This is a genomic window from Streptomyces sp. a15 (genome assembly GCF_059026085.1).
The window spans coordinates 406,847-427,853 of the sequence record NZ_JBWLKM010000001.1; the positions used below are offsets into that span (position 1 = coordinate 406,847).

The following is a 21,007-nucleotide window of genomic DNA, read 5'->3' on the forward strand; positions in this document are numbered from 1 at the left end:
CCGACCGGGTTGGTCCGTTCGGACGGAACTACTCGGTCTTGACCTTGATGGTGCCGTCGATGATCTCTTCCTTGGCCTTGGCCACCGCGTCGGACAGACCCGCGATCTTCGCGAACTCCGGGTTGCTCTCGGCCAGGCCGACGCCGTTCACCTTCAGGTCGAAGGTCTGGACGCCGGTCAGCGGCTTGCCGTCCTCGACCGACTTGGCCAGGGAGTACACCGCGCCGCCGACGTCCTTCAGGGCGGAGGTGAGGATGTAGTTCTTGTACGACGCCAGGGCAGCCTGGTTGTACTGGTCGGAGTCGACGCCGATCGCCCAGACCTTCGCCTTGGCGGCGGCCTCGATCACACCCTGACCGGACAGACCGGCCGCCTGGTAGAGGACGTCGGCCTTCTTCTCGATCTGGCCCTCGGCGGCGGCCTTGCCCTTGTCGGGGCTGGAGAAGCCGCCCTCCTCCGCGGTCTGCGTCAGGTACTGCGAGATGACCTTGACCTTGGGGTTGGTCTCCGCGACGCCCTGCTTGTAGCCGGCCTCGAACTTGTGGATCAGCGGAATGTCCACGCCGCCCACGAAGCCGACGGTGTTGGTCTTGGTGGCCTTGGCCGCGGCGACACCGGCGAGGTAGGAGGCCTGCTCCTCGGCGAAGACGAGGGACGCCACGTTGTCGCCCTCGACCACGGAGTCGACGATGCCGAAGGTGGTCTTCGGGTACTTCGCGGCCACGGCCTCCATCGCGGGGCCGTAGGCGAAGCCCACGCCGATGACCGGGTTGTAGCCCTGCTTGGCGAGCGACGACAGGCGCTGTTCCTTGTCGGCGTCGGTCTCGCCCTCGGTGGGCTCCAGGTCGGCCGTCTTGTAGCCGAACTCCTTCTGGGCCTTCTCCAGGCCCGCGTAGGCGGCGTCGTTGAAGGACTGGTCGCCCTTGCCGCCGATGTCGTACGCGATGGCGAGGCCGAGCTTTTCCTTCGTCTCGCTGTCGCTGCCGCCGTTGTCAGTGCTGGTACCGCCACAGGCGGTTGCGGCGAGCGCGAGCGACGCGACCCCCACCGCGACACGGGTCAGTTTGGATATCCGACGCATCTCGAAGTTCCCCATTCTCCAAAGCCCCGCAGTGGGTGCTGAGTTCGGCGCAGAGTAACGCGCGTAGACACTCCTGGGAACGGGGTTTCGTGTGGCCGTTATCCATTCGTGCCGATGGCCGGTTACGTCCCTGTGAACCACCGGATCGAATGGGATGCCTCAGGACACAGCACCCTCAAGTTCCGTGACTCTCCGTGCCTCCGGGGTGCCTCCAGCGTGATGGCGCACCTGTTGAACGCCACGCGCTCAGACTCCCTCTGCCCCGCCCCGGCCGCAACCGGAACGGGGGTCTCGGGGTATGGCTACAGGCCGGCGTCCATGAGCGCGGCGGCCGTGAACAGCTCCACGCCGACCGTGATCGCCGACTCGTCGGCGTCGAAGTCGCCCTGGTGGAGGTCACGCACCGTGCGCTCGCCCGGGGTGCGGACGCCGAGGCGGGCCATGGCGCCGGGGAGGTGCTGGAGGTACCAGGAGAAGTCCTCGCCGCCGAGGCTCTGCTCGGTGCTCTCGACGGAGTCGATGCCCCGGCGGGCGATCATCGCGTCCCGGACCAGGTCGGTGACGTCCGGGTCGTTGACGACCGGCGGGACCCCGCGCACGTAGTTGATCTCCGACTTGGCGCGGTGCAGATTGGCGACCTCGTCGATCGCGGCGACCACGATGTCGGGGGCCTGCCGCCACGCGTCGATGTCCAGGCACCGTACGGTCCCGGAGAGCTCGGCGTGCTGCGGGATCACGTTCGGTGCGTGGCCCGACTCGATGCGGCCCCAGGTCACGGCGAGCCCGGCGCGGGTGTCGACGCGGCGGGCGACGAGCGCGGGCACGTCGGTGACGACGCGGGCGGCGGCCGTCACGAGGTCGGTCGTGAGGTGGGGCCGTGCGGTGTGGCCGCCGGGCCCGTCGAGGGAGATCTCCAGCCGGTCGCAGGCGGAGGTGATGGCGCCCTGCCGCAGCCCGATCCGCCCGGCGTCGACGCGGGGGTCGCAGTGCACGGCGATCATCCGCCCGACCCCTTCGAGCACCCCGCAGTCGATGGCGTCGGCGGCGCCGCCGGGCAGGACCTCCTCCGCGGGCTGGAAGAGCAGCCGTACCGGTCTGGGCAGCCGCCCCTGCCGGTGCAGGTCGGCGAGGACCAGCCCGGCGCCCAGCACCACGGTGGTGTGCACGTCGTGACCGCAGGCGTGCGCGCGGTCGGGCACGGTGGAGCGGTACGAGCACTCGGTCTTCATGTCCGGGATGGGCAGGCCGTCGATGTCGGCACGCAGGGCGAGCATGGGCCGGCCGCCGTCCCACTCGCCGATGTCACAGACGAGTCCGGTGCCGACGGCGAGCACGCGCGGCTTCAGGCCGGCCTGCTCGAGCCGCTCCTTGATCGCCGCGGTGGTGCGGAACTCCTGGTTGCCGAGCTCGGGGTGCATGTGCAGGTCGCGACGGAAGGCGACGAGCTCGGCACGGAGCGCCTCGGGCAGCGCACCGGGAAGCGCACCCGGAATCAGCGCTTCCCCGGCAAGATCGGCCTCGGGCTCAAGTGACATCAATGGCTTCACCCTCTGAAGGGTAGGACGCCCGACCGGTCAGCTGACCACGATCAACAAAAGATCAGCCCCATAGGGGAAGAAAATCTGACCGCCGAACGCATATGTACCGTTCGGGGTGGGTACACTCGGCCGACTTTGCGGCCGGGTGGCTGCCGTAGGCACCCACCCCTTCCTCCACGGATACCACGCCGGGCGGAGAAGAGGCCGATCTGTTCATCTGTCGGGACCGCGCCGGCACGGAAGCGGGCCGGGATCCCGGAAGCATCACCACCGGGCGACGGTTGCGCCACGCTGCGTACAGGCGACGCTCCGCGCGGGCAGCCTGTCCCCATGACGACCACCCTGGCGACGGCTCCCTGGCAGGCCTGCGGCTGCGGCGAGGACCAGATTCCCGGGCTGCTGGCGAAGCTCGGCCTGTTCGGCACGGTGGGCCTGGCCCTGACCGTGCTCGTCCTGATGATCCTGGCGGGCTGGCTGCTGTCGACGACGGTGTGGCTGCTGCGCCGAAGGAGCGAACGGGCGCGGGGCGCGGCCGCTGACTCCACGCCCGTCAAGCCCCCGCCGGGGCCGCTGAGCGGCTTCACCTGGACCGCCGAGGATCCCTGACACGGCGTAGCGCCCCGCCCCGGAAACTTCGCGTGCGGCCCCGGTGAACTGCCCGGCACCGGGGCCGGACGGCGGCTAGGGTGCGGCAGCGTGAGCGCACAGGATCCGGGATTCATAGAGGCCACCCGCACCTCCTACGACAAGATCGCCGACGCCTACGACGAACGCTTCCCCGGCGACGGGCTCGCCGACAGACCGGTGGACCGCGCCCAGGTCACCGCCTTCGCGGAGCTGGTGCGCGGCAACGGGTCGGCCCCCGTCGCCGACCTCGGCTGCGGCACCGGGTACGTCACCGCCCGGCTGCACGCCATGGGGCTGCCGGTCTTCGGGGTCGACCTCTCGCCCCGGATGGTGGAGCTGGCCCGCGAGGCCCATCCCGACCTGCGTTTCCATGTGGGTTCTCTCACGTCCCTGGACCTGCCGGACGGGACGCTGGGCGGGATCGTCGCCCTGTACTCGATCATCCACGTGCCCGACGAGCACCTGGCGACGGCGTTCGCCGAGTTCCACCGGGTCCTGGTGCCCGGCGGGCACGTGCTGCTCCTCTTCCAGTCCGGGGACGAGGACGGGCGGATGCATCTGGCGGAGCGCTTCGGCCAGGACATCTCGCTCGACTACTACTGGCGTACGCCGGAGACGGTCGCCGACCACCTCACCAAGGCGGGCCTGCGCGTTCAGGCCCGGCTGCTGCGTGAGCCGTACGAGGACGAGAAGCTGCCGCGGGCCTTCGTGCTGGCGAGGAAGCCGGCGTAAGAACTGTCACACCGCGGTGACCGTCGACAGCCGGGTCACGTCCCGCGCCGAGCCCGTCACGCCGGACAGGAAGCCCTGCGCGCGCGGTGAGGCGTTCCGGGTGAGCCATTCGGGGTCGATGTCGCAGACCGAGACGCGGACGTCCGTGCCGACGAGGGCGAGCGGGAGGGTGTGGACGACGGTCGAGGGGAAGCTGAGGATCGTACGGCCGACCGGGCCGCGGCGGGCGATCAGTTCGAGGGGCAGGTCGGGGCGGACGATCTCCAGGCCGGTCTCCACGGCGAGGCGGTGGAGTTTCTCCGTGGCCTCCCGGCGGTGGGCGAAGTAGCGGGTCGCGCCGTGCGTCTTGGCCAGGGAGCGGACGGCCTCCAGGTAGCGGTCGCCGTCGACGACGCCCGTCTCCACCAGCGAGGTGCCGACCATGTCGGCGCCCTTGGTGATGCGGGGCGGGCCGAAGCGGGACCGGGTCCAGGCGAAGGCGTTCGCGGTGACCGTGACGCCGGCCGGGGTCTCCTCCATCGGCATGGAGGAGAAGATCTCCACCGTCCGGTTCTCGTGCGGCGTCAGCCGGCGCCGGGCGACGGACGACACCGGCGCGAAGAGCAGATCCCGGGGTCCGGGGCGGCCGCCCTTGCGGTGCCAGCGGACCAGGCGCTCGCCGCGGGCCAGCTGGGCGACGAACTCCATGGTCGCCGTGCCGTCGTCGACGACGACGAGGTCGCGGGCCCTGGTGATCGTCAGCAGCAGCTGGACGTAGCGCGAGAAGGGGTCGCCCAGGACCACCCGTTCCGCCTTGCGGAGCATGCCGGTCAGGCCGCCGATGGTCTGGAACGGGGCCATGGCACCGCCCCGGGCCTCCTCCCAGCGGACCTGGTGGCCCTCCTCGCGGGCGAGCTCGGACATGCGGCGCAGCTGGCCGCGGGTCATGGGGTCGAGAGGGGACAGCACGACGAGGGTGAACCCCGCGCCGGGCGCATGCTCATGCGCCCACTCCAGCACGTTCAGCAGCTGTACCGGACTCTCCACGAAGGCGAGAGTGCGGGGGCCGGCGGACCCGGCGCGGCGGTTCATCTACGTACGACCGTCCCGTCGTAACCGATTCTGTGGGGGGTGGGGTGGCTCAGACCGAGACCGGCTCGCCCGCCGCCGCCGCGATCTCCGCCTCGGCGACGACACCGCTGACGCGGCGCAGCTTCTTCATCGGGCCGAGCTCGGACTCGTAGACCTTCTTGATGCCGTCGCCGAGCGAGGCCTCGATGGTGCGGATGTCGCGGACCAGGCGGGTGAGGCCCTGCGGCTCGACGGAGGCGGCCTGGTCGGAGCCCCACATGGCGCGGTCGAGGGTGATGTGGCGCTCGACGAAGGTGGCGCCGAGGGCGACCGCTGCGAGGGTGGTCTGCAGGCCGGTCTCGTGACCGGAGTAGCCGATCGGGACGTTCGGGTACTCGCCCTGGAGCGTGTTGATCACGCGCAGGTTGAGCTCCTCGGCCTTGGCCGGGTAGGTGGAGGTGGCGTGGCAGAGCAGGATGTTGTCGCTGCCCAGGACCTCGACCGCGTGCCGGATCTGCTTCGGGGTGGACATGCCGGTGGAGAGGATGACCGTACGGCCCGTGGCGCGCAGCTCGCGCAGCAGCTCGTCGTCGGTCAGGGAGGCGGAGGCCACCTTGTGGGCGGGGACGTCGAACTTCTCCAGGAAGGCGACGGCCTCGGTGTCCCACGGGGAGGCGAACCAGTCGATGTTCTTGCTCTTGCAGTAGTCGTCGATCTGGCGGTACTCGTCCTCGCCGAACTCCACGCGGTGGCGGTAGTCGATGTACGTCATCCGGCCCCAGGGGGTGTCGCGCTCGATGTCCCACTGGTCGCGCGGGGTGCAGATCTCGGGGGTGCGCTTCTGGAACTTGACGGCGTCGCAGCCGGCCTCGGCGGCGGCGTCGATCAGCTTGAAGGCGTTCTCCAGCTCACCGTTGTGGTTGATGCCGATCTCGCCGGTGATGTAGACCGGCCGGCCGGGGCCGGCCGTCTTCGAACCGAACTGACGCAGACGGGAGTTGGTGCTCATGGCAGAACGTTCCTTAACTGTTGAGGGAGTCGAGAGAGGGGCCGAGGATCCAGCTGGCGATCTCTCGGATCGCGCCGTCGCCACCGGGCACGGTGGTGACCGCGCGTGCGGCGCCGCGCACGACGTCGTGGGCGCTCGCGACCGCCACGGGCCAGCCGACGAGGGCGAAGCACGGGAGGTCGTTGACGTCGTTGCCGACGTAGAGCACGCGCTCAGGCGCGATGCCCTGCTCCTCGCACCACTGCTTCAGTGCGAGGTCCTTGCGGTCGATGCCGTGCAGGACCGGGATCCTGAGCTTCCGGGCCCGGGCGGCGACGACCGGGTTCTGCTCCGTGGAGAGGATCAGCATGTTCAGGCCGCTCCTGCGCAGGGCGGCGATGCCGAGGCCGTCTCCGCGGTGCACGGAGACGAACTCCTTTCCATCGGCGTCGATCAGCACCCGGTCGTCGGTCTGGGTGCCGTCGAAGTCCAGTACGACCGCGTCGATGTCGTCGGCGGCCGGCAGCGAACCGGGGCGGTCCGCGTCGAAGAGGGGGGCCAGCGCGCGGGCGCGGGCGAGGTCGTGCGGGTCGTCGATCTCCAGCACGCGGGCCGGGTCGGTGCGGATCAGCTCCGTGTGCCCGAAGAAGCGGTGCTGGTGCTTGCGGAAGCCGGCCGCGTCCATCGCGTAGGCGGCGCCGGTCTCCAGGAGGTCCTGGGGGCGGTCCTGGCGGCGGGGGCGGAAGGACTTGTCGTGGTTGACGCCGTAACCGCCGGTCACCTCACCGGACCCGGCCTCGTCGTCGGCGTAGTCCGCGTCGCGCCAGATGAACCCGTGGAAGGGCGCGACCGTCACCGCGGTGTCGGCGCCGTTCTCGACGACCGCGCCGGCCACCCCGTCGATGTCCTCGCGCACGATGAACGGGCTGGTGCACTGCACGAGCAGCACCACGTCGACGGCCGCCCCGTGCAGGGCCTCGTGGGCCTCCATGGCGTGCAGGACCGCGGCCTCGGAGGTCGCCGTGTCCCCGGCGATGGCGGCGGGCCGCAGGACGACCTCCGCGCCGGCCTGGCGGGCCGCGGCGGCGATGGCCTGGTCGTCGGTGGAGACGACGACGTCCGTCACCAGCCGGGTGGCGCGGCACTCGCGCACGGCCCGGACCACCAGCGGGACACCGCCGACGGGGGCGAGGTTCTTCGCGGGTACGCCCTTGGAGCCGCCGCGCGCGGGGATCACCGCGAGCACCCGGCGCACCGAAGCGCCTTGGCCCGCTTCCGGGTTGGACATGGCCTGTACTCCTAGGGAAGGGATCGGGGCGCCGCTCACAGCTCGCCCATCCGCCGGATGACGGGGGCGACCCGCTGCACGCCGTGCCGGTAGGCGCCGCGCGCCGCCCGGCGCACGATCTGCCGGACCGGGCCCGGCTCCTTGTCGGCGGCGGGGGCGCCGGGCAGCGGGCTGCCGTCGGGGCCGAGGTGGTGGCGGGCGAGGATGCCGGGCAGATAGCCGGGCGCGGTCGCGGGTGTGTAGTACGGCGTCAGCGGGGGCAGTTCGGGCGCGGCCAGCAGCTTGGCGATCCGCTCGCGGGCCGCGTCGAAGGCCGTCGCGTACGAGCCGTCCGCGGCGACGCCCTGGCGGGCCACCCACTCCTCGTCGGGCGCCGGCCGGTGACCGGCGTCGAGCTGGTCCCAGGAGGCCAGGCACCCGGAGCCGACGAAGTGGTGGTTGCCGAGCACCTCGCGGACGCCGAGGTCGGTCAGCACGACGGTCGGGATGCGGCGGTGCAGGGATTCCAGGGCGGCCGTCGAGCTGACCGTGACCAGCAGGTCGGTGCGGTCGAGGACCTCGCCCATGTGGCCGTAGACCAGACGGAAGTTGGGCGGCAGGTCGGAGCGCTGCGCCAGCTTCTGGTAGGGCAACTCCTCGATGTGCGTGGTGTGTTCGCCCGGCTTGGAGCGCAGCTTGAGCAGCACCTCGCGCTCGGGGAACATCCGTGCGTGCCTGACGAGCCGCTCCAGCAGGTACGTACGGTCCTTGCGGCTGTCCGGGACGGACGGCTGGACCGCGAAGACCACCGTGTAGGGCCTGCGCCCTTGCTCCGCAGAGGGGTCGTGCTCCCCCGTGTAGGGGGCCCCGCCGAGGAACGGGAGCGCCACCTCGGTCACCGACGAGGCGTCGGCGCCCACTCCCTCGTACACCGCGCGGAAACGGTCCGCGTCCTGGCGGGAGTTGGCGAGGACGAGGTCGGCGCCGTGCCGCAGCAGCAGGCCGTCGGCGAGCTTCTCGTAGACGACGCCGACATAGCCGGTGACGACGACGGGACGCTTCTGACGGCCCTCCCAGACCCGCTTGAGTCCGTGCAGCATCGCCTGGACGCCGCCGCCGACGAGGGCGATGACTACGACGTCGTACTCCTCCTCGGCCATGGCCCGCAGGAACTCGACCGCGGTGACCTCGCGCAGCGAGTCGGCACGCACCCCCACCTCTTCCAGCTGGCGGGGCGTGGGCGTGGCCCGGCCGCGCAGCAGGAACCCGCTCAGCGCGAGGCCCGCTTGCGCGTCGTCACGCGATGCGGTTTCCATGGACGGGCCCGGCGTGATGCGGTCCGCGGTCAGCGCACCCCATTTCCAGCGGGTGTCCGAGTCCGCGAGGACGGCGATTCGCGGGGTGTTCCTTGTACTTGGTCCTGTACTTGGTGGCACGAGGAAGACGCTAGGAAGCAATTTCTAGGTGCGGCCCAACCAGGAATCAACGAAAAGTTAACAACAGCCCCCCTGGAGCCGAACTGGCCCGTGGAAAAGCGGAAAGTACACGGGGTGCACCATTCCGACACATGGAGTTCACCCCCTGTATGGGCACCGTACGGTTCAGCTGCCGGACCGGCTCCTAGGGTTTTGCAGGTGCCAAAGCTTTCCGTGATCGTGCCGTTCTACAACGTGCAGCAATTCGCCCCGGACACCCTCAGAAGCCTTCGAATGAACGCTCGGCGTGACTTCGAGTTCGTGCTGATCGACGACAGATCGACGGACGAAACCCCGGCCATTCTCGAACGCGCCGCCGACGAGCTCTCGGACGTCGCCCAGGTGCGTTACATCCGCCATGAGGTGAACGGCGGCCTCGCCACCGCGCGCAACACCGGCCTGGACGCCGCGCAGGGCGAGTACCTGACGTTCCTGGACGGCGACGACTGGCTGGCCCGCGGTTACCTCGCCGAACTGGTGTCGTCGATCGAGCAGTTGGGATGCGACTTCGTCCGCACCGACCATGTGCAGGCCACCGCCCGCGCCCGGACCGTGCACCGGGCGCCGGTCGGCAGACGCGGCGAGGTGCTGGACCCGCGCGAGGCGATCCTGCCCGCGGACCGGACGACCTCGGTGGACTACGCCTACGCCTGGGCCGGCGCCTACCACCGCCGCCTCCTCGACAAGGGGCTGCTGCACTTCACCGACGGGCTGCGGACGGCCGAGGACCGGCCGTGGATCTGGAAGCTGCACCGCGAGGCCGAGTCGTTCGCCGTGGTGAGCTTGCTGGGCGTGTTCTACCGGCGCGGGGTCGCCTCCTCGCTGACCCAGATCGGTGACGCCCGCCAGCTCGACTTCATCCGCGCCTTCGACCAGGTGATCGAGGAGACGGCGGCGGACCCGGACGCCGGCACCCTGCTCCCCAAGGCGGTGCGCACCTACTGCGCGATCATCGCCCACCACCTCGCGGACGAGTCCAAGTGGGAACCGGCCGTGGCCAAGCAACTGCGGGCGATGAGCGCGGCGGCGATACAGCGCATGCCGCAGGACGCGCTCGGTGACGTACTCGAGACCATGGACATGCGCCGCTCCTCCAAGCTGCGGCGGCTGCGGCGCCGGGTCACCACAGCGAAGGCGGCCGCCTGATGTCCTCCCGTACCGTGCAGATCTTCTGCGCCTCGACGCTGTACGGCGCCGCCACCCTGGCCGCCGCGATCGACTCCGACCTGTTCGCCGAGCCGGACCGCCGGGTGCTGCTGGTCTTCAACAACTCGACCACCCCGGAGACCACTCCGGCTCTCGACGAGATGCCGGGCTTCGAGCCGCTGCGCAGCCACTTCGACGAGGTGCTGTCCTGGAACGAGGCCATCCACCCCTTCCACCCCGGCTCCTGGACCCCGCGCCCGGACGACGTCCCGCTCTTCGAGCGCTATCTGCGCCTTCTGTGGGGCCTCGGCGAGGACCGTGTCGAGCTGGTCCTGGAATCCATCCAGGTCACCCCCGCCCTCACGGTGGCCCAGCTGTTCACCGGCGCGCCCGTCGACGTCTACGCCGACGGCCTGATGAGCTACGGCCCCACGCGCAACAAGCTCGACCCGCTGGTCGGCACGCGGGTGCGCCGGCTGCTGCACCTGGACCTGGTGCCGGGGCTCAGGCCGATGCTGCTGACCGAGTTCGAGGTGCCGGCGCAGGTGGTGCCCACGGACGCCTTCCGGAAGGTGATGGGCGAACTCACGGCCGCCGTCCCGGAGCTGCCGGTCCTGCCGGACAACGCGGCGCTGCTGCTCGGCCAGTACCTGTCCGCGCTGAACATCCTCTCCGCCAAGGAGGAGGAGGACCTGCACGTGCGGATGATGCGCGGCGCGGTAGAGCGCGGGCACCGGACCATCGTCTTCAAACCGCACCCCACCGCACCGGCCCGCTACAGCCGCCTCCTGGAGACCGAGGCCGAGAAACTGGGCGTCGACCTCACGGTGCTGGACACTCCGGTGCTTGCCGAGGTTCTCTTCGAGAAGGCGCGACCGGGACTGGTGGTCGGCTGCTTCTCCACGGCCCTGTTCACGGCGGCCGTGTTCTACGACCTCCCTGTCGCCCGCATCGGCACCGAGCCGCTGCTGGACCGGCTCACCCCGTACCAGAACAGCAACCGGGTGCCGGCGGTGCTGGCCGACGCGGTGCTGGCGGACCTGGAGTCCCGGGCGGGCGAGGAGCCGATCCCCGCCGAGGACCTGAACGGCCTCGTCACCGCGGTCGGCTTCACGATGCAGCCGCAGATCTACCACCGGCTGCGCCCGGCCGCGGAACGCTACCTCTCGAAGCACTTCGGGCCGCGCACCCAGCGCTACTTCAAGCGCAAGCGGCTCACGTCGCTGGGGTTGCCGGGGGGAATTCCGGAGCGGCTGGCGTTTCTGCCGCGCAACGCGACGGCGCGGCGGGTGGTGCGGCGGGCACGGGCGTTGAAGAAGGCCGTGAAGCGCTGAGCGAATCACGGGTGAACCTGGGGATTAGACCGAAGAAACAGCGGCACACGATCGAGTGTCTCCGTGGATTCCATGGCTAGGTGGTGTCCGTGACTCTAGGATCACGGACACCGCTTACCGAATCCCGTGAGGAACTCATGACGAAGCTCGGCCGGCTCTACTCGATGTTCGACAGCGTCCAGCTGCCCGACAACCTGCCCTATACCCAGTGCAGCACCTGGGAATTGCAATTCCTGTACCTCGTCGGGCGCCACACCTTGTCGGGCGAGGGCCACATCGTCGAACTGGGTTCCGGTGGCGGCGGATCGACGTACGCCCTGGCCATGGGCCTGAAGGAGAGCCCGGTCTTCGACGAGAAGACGGGGCGGCTGCACGCGTACGACTTCTTCCGCGTCGGAAAGGGCACCTTCGCCACGGAGAAGTTCTTCACCTCCGGCCACAAGCCGGAGGACGACAACTCCTTCCTGAACGACTTCCGCGGCCGCCTGGAGCCCTTCCTCCCGTTCCTGGAGATCCACGCCGGCGACCTCTGGCAGACCTCCGACCCGAACGACACCACGCCCGTCGAGTTCCTCCACATCGACATCGCCAAGACGGCCAGGGTCTTCCGCTGCGTCTCCGAACGCTTCCTGACCCGCATGCGCCCCGGCTCGGTCGTCCTCCACCAGGACTTCGCCGGCCCGCGCCTGCCGTGGCTGCACTGGAGCACCGGCGCGCTGCTCCCCTACATCGAGATCGCGGGTCCCCCGATCCGCTCCACGCTGGCCTTCGAGGTGACGAAACCGATCCCCGAGGACGTCCTGAAGTCCATCACCGAGGACACGTACACGGTCGACGAGAAACTCGCCCTCATCTCCGCCGTCCAGGACCGCATCGACCGCGACCACACCGGCGGCATCCCCTTCAAGTCCGTCCTGGAACTGTCCAAGGCGTACGTCGCCCACTACGACGGCCAGCACAAGCGGGCCTGGTCCATTGCGAGGCCGCTGCTGTCGGACGAGTACCTGAGCAGGACTCGGGCGGACCATTTCGAGCAGCTCAAGAAGGCGTACGAGACCGACCGCGGGTCGGCGTCCCGGGTGTCGCCGGTGACCCGGCTCAAGCGGCTGGTCCGCAGAGGGTGACGTCAGGACCGGACGTGGGTGCTGTGCGGACGGAGACCGTTGCGGACAGCGCCCCTGGGAAGATCGGGCGCCGCCGAAGACGCCCGGACCGCCTCGCGGCGCTGCGCCGACACCGTCGGCCGGTATTCGCGCTCGCCGTCGTGGTGCTCCTCGCCCAGATGGCGGTGGCTATGGTCACGACGGCCGTGGAGCAGACCCCGACCATCGACGAACCGGTGTACGTCGGCACGGCCACGGTCTACCTGAAAGAGCACAGCCTGCGGTACAACCCGGAGCATCCGCCGCTGGGCAAGCTCATCATCGCGACCGGTGTGGTCATCGCCGCCCCGCACCTCGGAAGCGAACTCCCCGCCCACCAGAGCAGGCTCGGACGCAAACTGCTGTACGAGACCGGCAACGACCCGGGGCATCTGATGCTGTGGGCCCGCCTGCCGATGATCGTGCTGACGCTGCTGTTCGGGCTGGTCGTCTGCGCGTTCGCCCGCGACCTCACCGGCCGCGTGGGTGCCCTGGCGGCGCTCGCGCTGTACGCCTTCTCGCCCGACGTCATCGCCCACGGGTCACTGGCCGCCCTCGACGTGCCCGCGGCGGGCTTCGTGCTGACGTCGGTCTGGCTGACCTGGCGGGCGCGTCGGCGGCCGGGGGTGTACCTGCCACTGGCGGGGGCAGCGCTCGGTGCGGCCCTGGCCACCAAGATGAACACCTTGCCGGCTGTTCCCGTGGTTCTCCTCCTCGCCGTGCTGTCCGTTCTGGCGGCCCGGCACACCGGCCCGCGCCGCCTGGCACGGCCGCTCGCGCTCGGCATCACGTGGGCGGCCGGGATGACGCTGATCGCGGTCGCCGTGGTGTGGGCCTCCTACCTCGTCGTCGACCCGCGGCTGCACTGGACCGCGCCCACCGACATGCCGGACGTACACGGTCTGCGGGCCATTGCCGCCGACTGGCTGCCGCTCCCCCGCGAGTACCGGGACGGGATGCTGATCCAGTTCGGCAAGGAGGAGGTCGTGGTGCGGGCCGGCTTCCTCTACGGCCGGCCCTACTACGGCGCGCTCTGGTACTACCTGCCCGCCGCCCTGCTGGTGAAGACGCCGCTCGGCATGCTAGCCCTGTGGGCTGCCGGTGCCGTGGCACTGTGTGCGATCCGGCCACTGCGGCCCGCGGTCCCGTACGTGCTGCTTCCCACGGCCGTTCTGCTCGCCTCGGCCATGACCGGCGACCGCGACCTCGGCGTCCGGTACGCGATCTTCATGCCGCTCTTCCTCGCCGTCGCGGCCGCAGCCGTGATCGCAGTCCGGCGGCGATGGGCGTACGCCGTGACGGCGGTGCTCGTCGCGTTCGTCGGCGTCAGTTCGCTCAGCACGTACCCGTATTACCTGCCGTACGCGAACGAGGCGTTCGGCGGGCCCGCGAAGACCCACCTGTGGCTGCACGACTCGAACGTCGACTGGGGCCAGGACCTCGGCCGCCTCGCCGACCGCCTGCGGCAGCGCTACCCGCACGAGACGGTCTGGCTGGTCTACAAGGGCAGCGGCGAGCCCTCGTACTACGGCATCCACGCCTCCGACCCGCTGACGGTCCCGCCGGACAAGGTCCGCGGCCTGCTCGTCGTGTCGGATTCCGCGGTCGCCACGGCAGAGGGCCCGCTGGAGGCGCTGATTGACAGCAGCAGGGCGGTTGACGAGCTCGGGCACTCGATCACGATCTATCGCCGGCCCTGATGCTCCGGCTGTAGTCCATGATCTCGCCGGTGGGCGCACCCATGATGAACCCATGGGGTCAGGTGTGCCTGCTGCCCTGGGCCGAGCCGACGGGCAGGCCATACTTACTCGCGGGCGAGGCGACCGGATACCTCTCCCGGCTCGGCGACAACGTGCAGTCGGCGAGCTCGAAGTCTGGCCCGTGAACTCCTCAGAGGCACAACGCGTTCTGGACGGACGCCAATGGGCGCTGGGCGAACCGCACCTGCTGGCATTTCAGTTGACCGAGACGCTGACAAAAGTACTCCGGATCGCGGCCAGTCCGGGCGGGCGCCTGCCTACACCCTACGAAGACCTCAAGGCACCATGGCCGTGAGGAGCAGTGCTGCGGCGGTTGTGCGCGCCGTTCGAGGAGGTCTGAGCCGGGGGGCGGCGAGGCTGCCGCGCCCTTACCCGTCCCGTCCCCTTTGAGCCAACTACACATCCGCGCCATCAGAAGCGGCAGGGAGAAGTAGAAGAGAAATCCTCGCCCACTCCAAACCGGGAACTGAAATACGTGCACTCCGATGATCAGCGATAGCCTCGAACTCCCATCCGGGATTACCCGGCTTACCGATCCCAGCAACAAGCCACGGGCCTCCGAGGGTCCACGCAGCCTTCAACAAATCGAAGACCGCGGACTCCAGCACACCAGGCGGAACAGTAATCGGAAAACGAACATCGAAAAGGCCTGGATCCTTCCAGTATTTTTCGGATACTTCCTCACCTAGTTCCAGAGGAAAAGACCGCCGAATGACTGAAATGATCCGCTCTAGCCTCTTTTTGTTCGACGCGCGCAGAAAAACATGGAGCTCCGCCTCGACTCCCATTTTCGCCCAGTTCCTTACTTATGAGTAACTCGCCCCTTGAGTGAAACATTCAGATGGGATCCATCGCGAGTCATCCAGCCGAGTTGAGCCCGACCTTGACGACTCAGCTGGACATCCCATTCGAAATCTTCACCCTTAGTTCGGGACGGACCTTTTTTCCACACGTTACCAAACCTATCGAAGTACCCACCTTGCGGCGCCCTCGGCAAGCCGGTGTTGACCGAAGTTCCAGGGGGCGGCACATAGCGAATCTTCCCCGTTATCGGGAGATTTGCCTCTTTAATTAGACCCTTCATGCCGGTCCGCACCACGGACTTGGTGCCAGCGCCGCTTAGTCCCCGGACGCCTCCGCCGGCCGCCGCCAACCCCATCGCCGCGGCCGCGCTGAACGCCTCGCCGAGTCGGAAAACGCTCTTCGGGCAGTCCAGCGGCCCGCAGATCCTCAGCTTTGCCAGGCTGAATTCCTGGGCTGCGTAACCAGGCTGTTCGGGAAACTCCGGGTTCATCACCCAGCGGGCCAGGTCGTCCAGCTTCAAGCCCCCGCTCGTCAGATTCTCGCTGAGCTTGCTCTTGAACTCCGCCGCCCGGTTCCAGTCCTTCGGAACGTGGACGCCGGGGAATACCATGACGGTGCCGGGGATGAAGGTCGGGCTTACCGCGGAGTCGCTGTAGCCGCTCGTCGTCCACCAGTTGTCGTCGTAGCTGTTCCCGTCGCAGCCGTTACACCCCCAGGACGGGTCGTTCAGCGGCCTGCCGCCACTGTTCTTCGTGGGGGTGTTGTTGCCGTACTGGGCTCCGCCTCCGCACTCGTCGGGCGTCGCGCACGCCATGAGACCGCTGGGGTCGGCCATGGTGACCGGGTTGTTCTGGCTGTAGGCGTACCCGTTGATCTGCTGGGGATCGGCCAGATCCATGACCGGGTCGACGCTGACGAACCGTCCGGTCGCCTGGTCGTACTCCCGGGCACCCAGGTGGGTCAGACCGGTCGCGGTGTCGTTCGTGCCCCCGACGAAGCCCTTCGTGCCCGGCCATGCGGCCGGCTGCTTGCCACGGACCGCGCCGAAGGGTGTCGTTCGGCGCTGCTGTAGCGCCTGGGTGGCGGCGTCCACGGCCAGTTGGCCGGTTCCCTGGTGGTCGGGAAGGATGAAGGTGATTTTGTTGTCGTCCGTGCGGACGGCCTGGATGCCGTCGCCGAGGTCGTAGTAGCGGGTGGCTTTGGCCTTCGTCGCGCCCTTGGGCAGCACGATCTCGCTGTCGCCGAGGTAGAGCGTGGTCTCGGTGTCGGTGCGCTGGATGAGCCGGTTGCCATCCGGGTCGTACAGGTACGACGTGGTCCTGGTGCCGCCGCTGCCGTTCGGCTCGGTGACCTTGGCCAGGTTGCCCTCCGCGTCCCAGTCCAGGTTCTGGGTGCCGCCGACGACGGTTCTGGTGTCGGTGTTCCCGGTCTCGTCGTAGGTGTAGGCGGTCTGGGCCGTGCTGCCATTCGGACCGACGGTGCCGACCGCCTTCAGCGCGTGGGGCTGCGTCGACCCGGCGGACGGGTAGCTGTAACCGCGCTTAACGTCCTTGGCGGTGTCACCGGCCGGATCGTGCAGGACCTCGGTGGCCCGGTTGCCGACGGAGGCACCGTTGGTTTCCTTGTCGTACGTGTACGAGTGCCAGTACGGAGCCGGCCCGCCCAACAATGAGGCCGCCGGTGCCGTGGCACAGGCCGTCGTGCCCTGGGCCCACGCCTCGGTGAGCCTCCGCAGGTAGTCGTACTGGAAGCACTGGTTGTCCGTGCCGTCCCGCGCGGTGTCCGCGATGGACAGGACGTTGCCGGTCTCGTCGTAGGAGTAGGTGGTGGAGCGGTCGACGCCGGTCACCTCCTCGCGGTCCACCCGGGAGGTCTTCAGCCGCTGCGTGCCCCACTCGTACGTGTCGGACACTCGGGTGGACTTGCCTCCGGTGGTGGCCACGTCGGTCACCATCGGCTTGCCGGTGAAGCTGTAGACGACGTTCGTCAGGTACGTGCTGGTGCCGGTCGCCTTGATCGGACGGTGGGTGGCGTCGTAGCCGTAGGCCAGCGACTCGCCGGGCAATGAGCCAGCGGCAGGGTAGGACGTGCCGGCCGGTGTGCCGTCGAGGTTGTACTGGTTGTTGACCTGGTAGGAGCCCTGCAGGGCTCCCTCGGCCGCGGGGATCGTGGTGGTAGTGCGCGTCGCCCGGTACAGGCCGTCGTAGGCGTTGACCGTGGTCGTGTACTCATTGGTGCCGTCGTAGCGCGTGGCGGAGCCGAGCTGCCCCTTGGCGTTGGTGACCGTGTCGTAGGTCCACTTGGCCAGGAGCGGGCCGGTGGTGCCTCCAGAGCGCAGCTCCGTCTCGCGGCCGAGGCCGTCGTAGACATGGGCGAGCGTGACCTTGTCGGCGTCCTTCGTCCGGTCGTCCTTCGTGGAGAGGAGCTGGCCGCGGTCGTCGTAGGCGGAGACCACTGTGCCCTTGTCGGGGTCCGTGGTACGCGCCGTGCGACCGAGCTGGTCGTACTCGTACGTCCACCTGTTCCCGGCCGGGTCGGTGACCTTGGACAGCTGACCCGACGGCGTGTACGCGTAGGCAGTGACGTCGTGGGCGCCGGTGGGCGCGTTGCCGTGGTACTGCCACAGCTCCCGGACGTTGCCGCGGGCGTCGCTCACCGTGGTGGTGGCCGGGGAGCCCTTGGGCGGAGTGACGGTGACGCGGTCACCGGAGTGGACGGTGGTGGTCGTCGCCAGCACGGCCCCGCCGTCGCCGTTCCCGGCGACATCCTTGCGCTGGATCTCCCGGCCGAGGCCGTCGTACCCGAACCAGGTCTGGGTCTCCACGCTCAGCGCGTCGTCCAGGTCCAGCGGGACGGGCGAGGGCGGCTCGGTGTTGTAGTAGCTCGCGAAGCTCTTGGCGGTCAGGCCGCGGGCGTTGTAGAAGACGTCGGTCAGCAGCCGTCCGCCATCCGGGCCCGGCGTCTGCGTCTGGGTGGGCCGCAGGAAACCGTCGTACAGGGAGTAGGCGGCCTCCTGGCTGCCGTCATTCCTCAGGGTCTTGGTTCCGACCGCGGGCGCCGCCGCCTCGGCCACGACGTAGGTGAACTCGTAGTTCGGCGTCTGGCTGTTGGCCTTGGAACGGTTGGGCAGCCAGGTCTTGAGGGAGCGGCCGAGGGCGTCGTAGGTGTAGTCCGTGCGCTTGAGGTTGGTGTCCACCACGGCCGTGGGATCACCGCGTACCGGGTCCAGCGTCGTGGTGACGCTCTGGGCGGTGGTGCTGTCGCCGGCCTTGGCCGGCGGGCCGGTGACCTTGGTGCTGGTCGGGATTCCGGAGGCCGGGGTGTACGTGGTCATGGTGGTCCGGCCGTCGGCGCGTGCAGTACGGGTCAGCGATCCGGAGGCGCCGACCGTGATGTCGGCGGTGAGATCCGTGGAAGTGGCCACACGGCCGTAGCCGTCGTACGTGGTCCCCGCCTCCAGGTACTTCGCGGTCGTCCCGTCGTGGGACTTCAGCGAGGCGACGTAGCGAACCTCGCCCTTGGACGGGGTCGCGCTGTAGTCGCTGCCGTCATAGGCGGTGCGCACGTCGGAGACGACCTGCTTGTCCCGCGCGGGGGTCGTGGCGCAGTCGACCGAGACCGTCTCGACGCGGGAGACCAGGGCGTAGAGGTTGGCGGACGCCTTGTCCGCGTAGGTCGTACGGATGCACCGGTTGTCAATGTCGACACCGGTCTCCCCGAGGTCGTTGACCTGGGTGACGCGGCCGCTGGCATCGTCGAACGTCGTGTAGGCGGTGGTCTCGCGCCACTTGGTGCCGGCCCCGCCGTCCAGCGAGGTGTACGCGTGGTGCGATGCGGTGCCGCGGTGGTTGGCGGTCGTGGTACCCCAGGATCGGGTGCGCTTGGCGGTCTCGTGGAACCAGCCGTGGCTCACCGCCTTCTGAAGGATCTTGCCACCCGGGCCGGAGTAGTTCTCGGTGCGGTACTCGAAGCCCTGGAGCGCCTCCCAGTCACTGAGCGTGGCGCCCTCGCCGTCGTCCAGGGTGACCGTCTTGGTGCCGCCGTCCTTGTTAAGCCGGTCACCGTGCATACCGCGCAGGAAGTAGCGGTCAGTCTGCGTCTCCATACCGGAGGTGCCGCCGGTGCGTACCCGCACGTGGCGGTAACCGCGCCACTGCGACCAGGTCTTGTACTTCTCCTTGGTCAGGCCGTCGTCATCGTCGTAGTGCCAGGCCGCCCCGTCGAGGTAGTCGTACTGGGTGATCATGTCCGGGGACTGGTCGGTGCGGTCGGTCTGGGTCACCGACATCACCACGTACTTGTTGAACCACTGCAGGGACGGGTTCGCGTCACCGGAGGCCGTGTAGTACTGCGGATAGCAGCGGGTGATGTTGGTCTCCGGCGTGGGCAGGCTGTCCCACGAGCAGGCCTCCGCCGTGTAGTTGACGTCAATCTGTCCGCCCGACTCGTCCGCGACGGTCGACAGGCGGTGCTTGATGAAGGGCGCAGTGCCGTCGCCGGTCTTGTCCAGGCGGTTGGCATCTTGGTGGTAGTCGAAAGTGACCTTCGGCAGGGTGATGGCAGGCGTGGCCGACCGGCCGGTGTGCTGGATCGAGTCCAGCAGCAGCGAGTAGTCGATGTCCGCCATGCCCCAGCGCTGTGCCAGGCCCCAGGAGTCGACGTCCGTGTAGGTGCCGTCCGACTTGAGTTTCTGGGTGGTGACGTCGGCCAGCCGCATCCGGGTCCAGAACGTCGGCGAGTACAGGCCGGCGCAGTCCGTGCCCGCCTTGCAGTTGAGGTCCCATGGCGTGTCGTACCAGTAGAACGACTTGTCGTCGATCGTGTCCGCCGCGCAGGTCACCCCGGTCTGGGGGATGCACCGCTGGGTGGAGGTGAAGTCGACCTTGGCCAGGGCCTTGGCGGTGTAGACGGTGTCCTTGTTCAGGCCGTACTCGATGCGGTCCAGGGTGCCGCCGCGCACGTACGGCGTGTCGTCGGCGGCCTTGAAGGCACGGCCGTAGTTGTTGGTCTCCTTGTCGTAGTAGTACGCGATGGCGTTGCCATGAGTGTCGACGACATAGTCGAGATTCCAGCGCCAGGCCTGCTGGCACCAGGAGTCGGCGAAAGAACTCTTGTGGCAGGGTTCGTTCTCGTCGTCGCCGAAGACCGGCGCTGTCCAGGTGGAGTCGGTGGTCTCCTTGCCCGAACTCCAGCCGGGCAGTTTGTGGTAGCCGAAGAAGTACTGGGTACCGTCGGTCGTGGTGACCTTCCAGTACTCCTGGTCGTCGTCGCCGTTGTCACGCGGGGCCGCGGTGGTGCCGGTCAGCTTCTCGACGCGGGTGCCGTCGTCGTTCTGCAGGTGCCATGTGCCGTCAGAGGACCGGATCAGCTCGCCGCCGCGGCCATTCAGGCTGAGGGTGGCGTTGTCGTAACCCCAGCACAGGTCGCCGGAGTCTTCTCCGTCGATGGTGATGCCGTCGTCCTCGCAGGACTTGTACGACCGCTCGATGGAGCCGGGCCACAGGTCGAAGCCGTCGCCGACCCAGGACGCCTGGTTGTTCGTGGTGGTCGTCCTGCCGTCGATGGAACCCGAGGAGTAGGACAGACCCACCTTGGGGAAGAGGCCGCCGGGCACGTCCGGCACCTCCATGGCGTACGACCAGGCGAAGTCGCCGGTGTTCAGCGAGGTCTGCCAGGTCGCCGACGGAGCGAGGCCGGTGGCCTTGTAGTCACCCTGACTGCCGGAAGCGGCGGCGGTGACGGCGAGGACGGTCGCCGACGACGTGGTGGCCGAGAGCGGCGCCGAGCTGGGCTTCGCGGGGAGGCTCACGGCGTCCGCGCTCAGAGTGTGGTGCTCGGTGTCGTTCGCGGTGGCGACAGGCTCGGTGGTACGGCAGGACGGCCGGTCGGGGGTGGTCAGGGCGCAGGCGGGCAGCCGTACCAGGTGGAGGCGGGAGCCGTAGCCGCCGCCGTACGCCTCGGCGTAACGGCTGTAGTCGATCTCCAGGCCGACCGTACCCGCGCGGGTACCGGTGTCGGCCCGGTCGACGGCCAGCAGCATGCCGTCCACTCCGGCACGTTCCG

General features: G+C 69.1%; 14 protein-coding genes. 6 read left to right on the plus strand and 8 right to left on the minus strand.

What is annotated here, in order from left to right:
- Positions 1-28: 28 nt before the first annotated feature.
- Both AC5P09_RS01925 and AC5P09_RS01930 read right to left on the minus strand, forming a co-directional pair.
- Entirely contained in the window at positions 29-1,081 is a 1,053-nt protein-coding gene (locus AC5P09_RS01925; RefSeq protein WP_493872107.1) for a BMP family lipoprotein, read from the minus strand.
- Positions 1,082-1,383: 302 nt separating this feature from the next.
- Positions 1,384-2,616 carry a M20 family metallopeptidase gene (locus AC5P09_RS01930; protein WP_493872108.1) on the minus strand — a complete coding sequence of 411 codons (1,233 nt, stop codon included), beginning with the start codon at positions 2,614-2,616 and terminating at the stop codon, positions 1,384-1,386.
- A 333-nt stretch (positions 2,617-2,949) separates the two neighbouring features.
- Between AC5P09_RS01930 and AC5P09_RS01935 the strand changes: the two genes are divergently transcribed.
- The gene (locus AC5P09_RS01935; RefSeq protein ID WP_493872109.1) at positions 2,950-3,225 is read left to right on the plus strand and encodes a hypothetical protein; all 276 of its coding nucleotides are present in this window, start codon (positions 2,950-2,952) and stop codon (positions 3,223-3,225) included.
- A 90-nt stretch (positions 3,226-3,315) separates the two neighbouring features.
- Positions 3,316-3,978 carry a class I SAM-dependent DNA methyltransferase gene (locus AC5P09_RS01940; RefSeq protein ID WP_493872110.1) on the plus strand — a complete coding sequence of 221 codons (663 nt, stop codon included), beginning with the start codon at positions 3,316-3,318 and terminating at the stop codon, positions 3,976-3,978.
- A 6-nt stretch (positions 3,979-3,984) separates the two neighbouring features.
- Here AC5P09_RS01940 and AC5P09_RS01945 read toward each other — a convergent pair whose 3' ends face one another.
- The 4 genes from AC5P09_RS01945 to AC5P09_RS01960 are packed head-to-tail and all read right to left on the minus strand — an operon-like array spanning position 3,985 to position 8,719.
- Entirely contained in the window at positions 3,985-5,049 is a 1,065-nt protein-coding gene (locus tag AC5P09_RS01945; RefSeq protein WP_493872111.1) for a hypothetical protein, read from the minus strand.
- A 49-nt stretch (positions 5,050-5,098) separates the two neighbouring features.
- Positions 5,099-6,037: an N-acetylneuraminate synthase family protein gene (locus AC5P09_RS01950; RefSeq protein ID WP_493872112.1), complete on the minus strand. Its 939-nt coding sequence runs from the start codon at positions 6,035-6,037 to the stop codon at positions 5,099-5,101.
- Positions 6,038-6,050: 13 nt separating this feature from the next.
- Positions 6,051-7,304, minus strand: coding sequence for a cytidylyltransferase domain-containing protein (locus AC5P09_RS01955; protein ID WP_493872113.1), 1,254 nt, complete (start codon positions 7,302-7,304; stop codon positions 6,051-6,053).
- A 35-nt stretch (positions 7,305-7,339) separates the two neighbouring features.
- Complete coding sequence (locus tag AC5P09_RS01960) at positions 7,340-8,719, minus strand: DUF6716 putative glycosyltransferase (protein WP_493872114.1); 1,380 nt, start codon at positions 8,717-8,719, stop codon at positions 7,340-7,342.
- Positions 8,720-8,917: 198 nt separating this feature from the next.
- Here AC5P09_RS01960 and AC5P09_RS01965 point away from each other — a divergent pair, with 198 nt between their 5' ends.
- From AC5P09_RS01965 to AC5P09_RS01980, 4 genes are all read left to right on the plus strand, one after another.
- Positions 8,918-9,904 (plus strand): glycosyltransferase family 2 protein, encoded by a 987-nt coding sequence (locus AC5P09_RS01965; protein WP_493872115.1) that lies wholly within the window; start codon positions 8,918-8,920, stop codon positions 9,902-9,904.
- Positions 9,904-11,238, plus strand: coding sequence for an alpha-2,8-polysialyltransferase family protein (locus AC5P09_RS01970; RefSeq protein ID WP_493872116.1), 1,335 nt, complete (start codon positions 9,904-9,906; stop codon positions 11,236-11,238). The genes AC5P09_RS01965 and AC5P09_RS01970 overlap by 1 nt, the downstream gene beginning before the upstream one ends.
- Positions 11,239-11,375: 137 nt before the next feature.
- Positions 11,376-12,362, plus strand: coding sequence for a class I SAM-dependent methyltransferase (locus tag AC5P09_RS01975; RefSeq protein ID WP_493872117.1), 987 nt, complete (start codon positions 11,376-11,378; stop codon positions 12,360-12,362).
- A 23-nt stretch (positions 12,363-12,385) separates the two neighbouring features.
- Complete coding sequence (locus tag AC5P09_RS01980) at positions 12,386-14,080, plus strand: phospholipid carrier-dependent glycosyltransferase (protein WP_493872301.1); 1,695 nt, start codon at positions 12,386-12,388, stop codon at positions 14,078-14,080.
- A 455-nt stretch (positions 14,081-14,535) separates the two neighbouring features.
- Here the strand turns inward: AC5P09_RS01980 and AC5P09_RS01985 are convergent, their stop codons facing one another.
- On the minus strand, positions 14,536-14,928 hold the full coding sequence (locus AC5P09_RS01985) for a hypothetical protein (protein WP_493872118.1): 393 nt from the start codon (positions 14,926-14,928) through the stop codon (positions 14,536-14,538).
- A 14-nt stretch (positions 14,929-14,942) separates the two neighbouring features.
- Positions 14,943-20,984, minus strand: coding sequence for a polymorphic toxin type 17 domain-containing protein (locus AC5P09_RS01990; RefSeq protein WP_493872302.1), 6,042 nt, complete (start codon positions 20,982-20,984; stop codon positions 14,943-14,945).
- Between the last annotated feature and the right edge of the window lie 23 nt (positions 20,985-21,007).

What these genes read in the sequence shown, in the direction of transcription:
- AC5P09_RS01985 (WP_493872118.1), bottom strand. Translation starts at nt 14,928, where the DNA reads ATGGGAGTCGAGGCGGAGCTCCATGTTTTTCTGCGCGCGTCGAACAAA.
- AC5P09_RS01975 (WP_493872117.1), top strand. Translation starts at nt 11,376, where the DNA reads ATGACGAAGCTCGGCCGGCTCTACTCGATGTTCGACAGCGTCCAGCTG.
- AC5P09_RS01955 (WP_493872113.1), bottom strand. Translation starts at nt 7,304, where the DNA reads ATGTCCAACCCGGAAGCGGGCCAAGGCGCTTCGGTGCGCCGGGTGCTC.
- AC5P09_RS01925 (WP_493872107.1), bottom strand. Translation starts at nt 1,081, where the DNA reads ATGCGTCGGATATCCAAACTGACCCGTGTCGCGGTGGGGGTCGCGTCG.
- AC5P09_RS01990 (WP_493872302.1), bottom strand. Translation starts at nt 20,984, where the DNA reads ATGCTGCTGGCCGTCGACCGGGCCGACACCGGTACCCGCGCGGGTACG.
- AC5P09_RS01970 (WP_493872116.1), top strand. Translation starts at nt 9,904, where the DNA reads ATGTCCTCCCGTACCGTGCAGATCTTCTGCGCCTCGACGCTGTACGGC.
- AC5P09_RS01935 (WP_493872109.1), top strand. Translation starts at nt 2,950, where the DNA reads ATGACGACCACCCTGGCGACGGCTCCCTGGCAGGCCTGCGGCTGCGGC.
- AC5P09_RS01950 (WP_493872112.1), bottom strand. Translation starts at nt 6,037, where the DNA reads ATGAGCACCAACTCCCGTCTGCGTCAGTTCGGTTCGAAGACGGCCGGC.
- AC5P09_RS01945 (WP_493872111.1), bottom strand. Translation starts at nt 5,049, where the DNA reads ATGAACCGCCGCGCCGGGTCCGCCGGCCCCCGCACTCTCGCCTTCGTG.
- AC5P09_RS01930 (WP_493872108.1), bottom strand. Translation starts at nt 2,616, where the DNA reads ATGTCACTTGAGCCCGAGGCCGATCTTGCCGGGGAAGCGCTGATTCCG.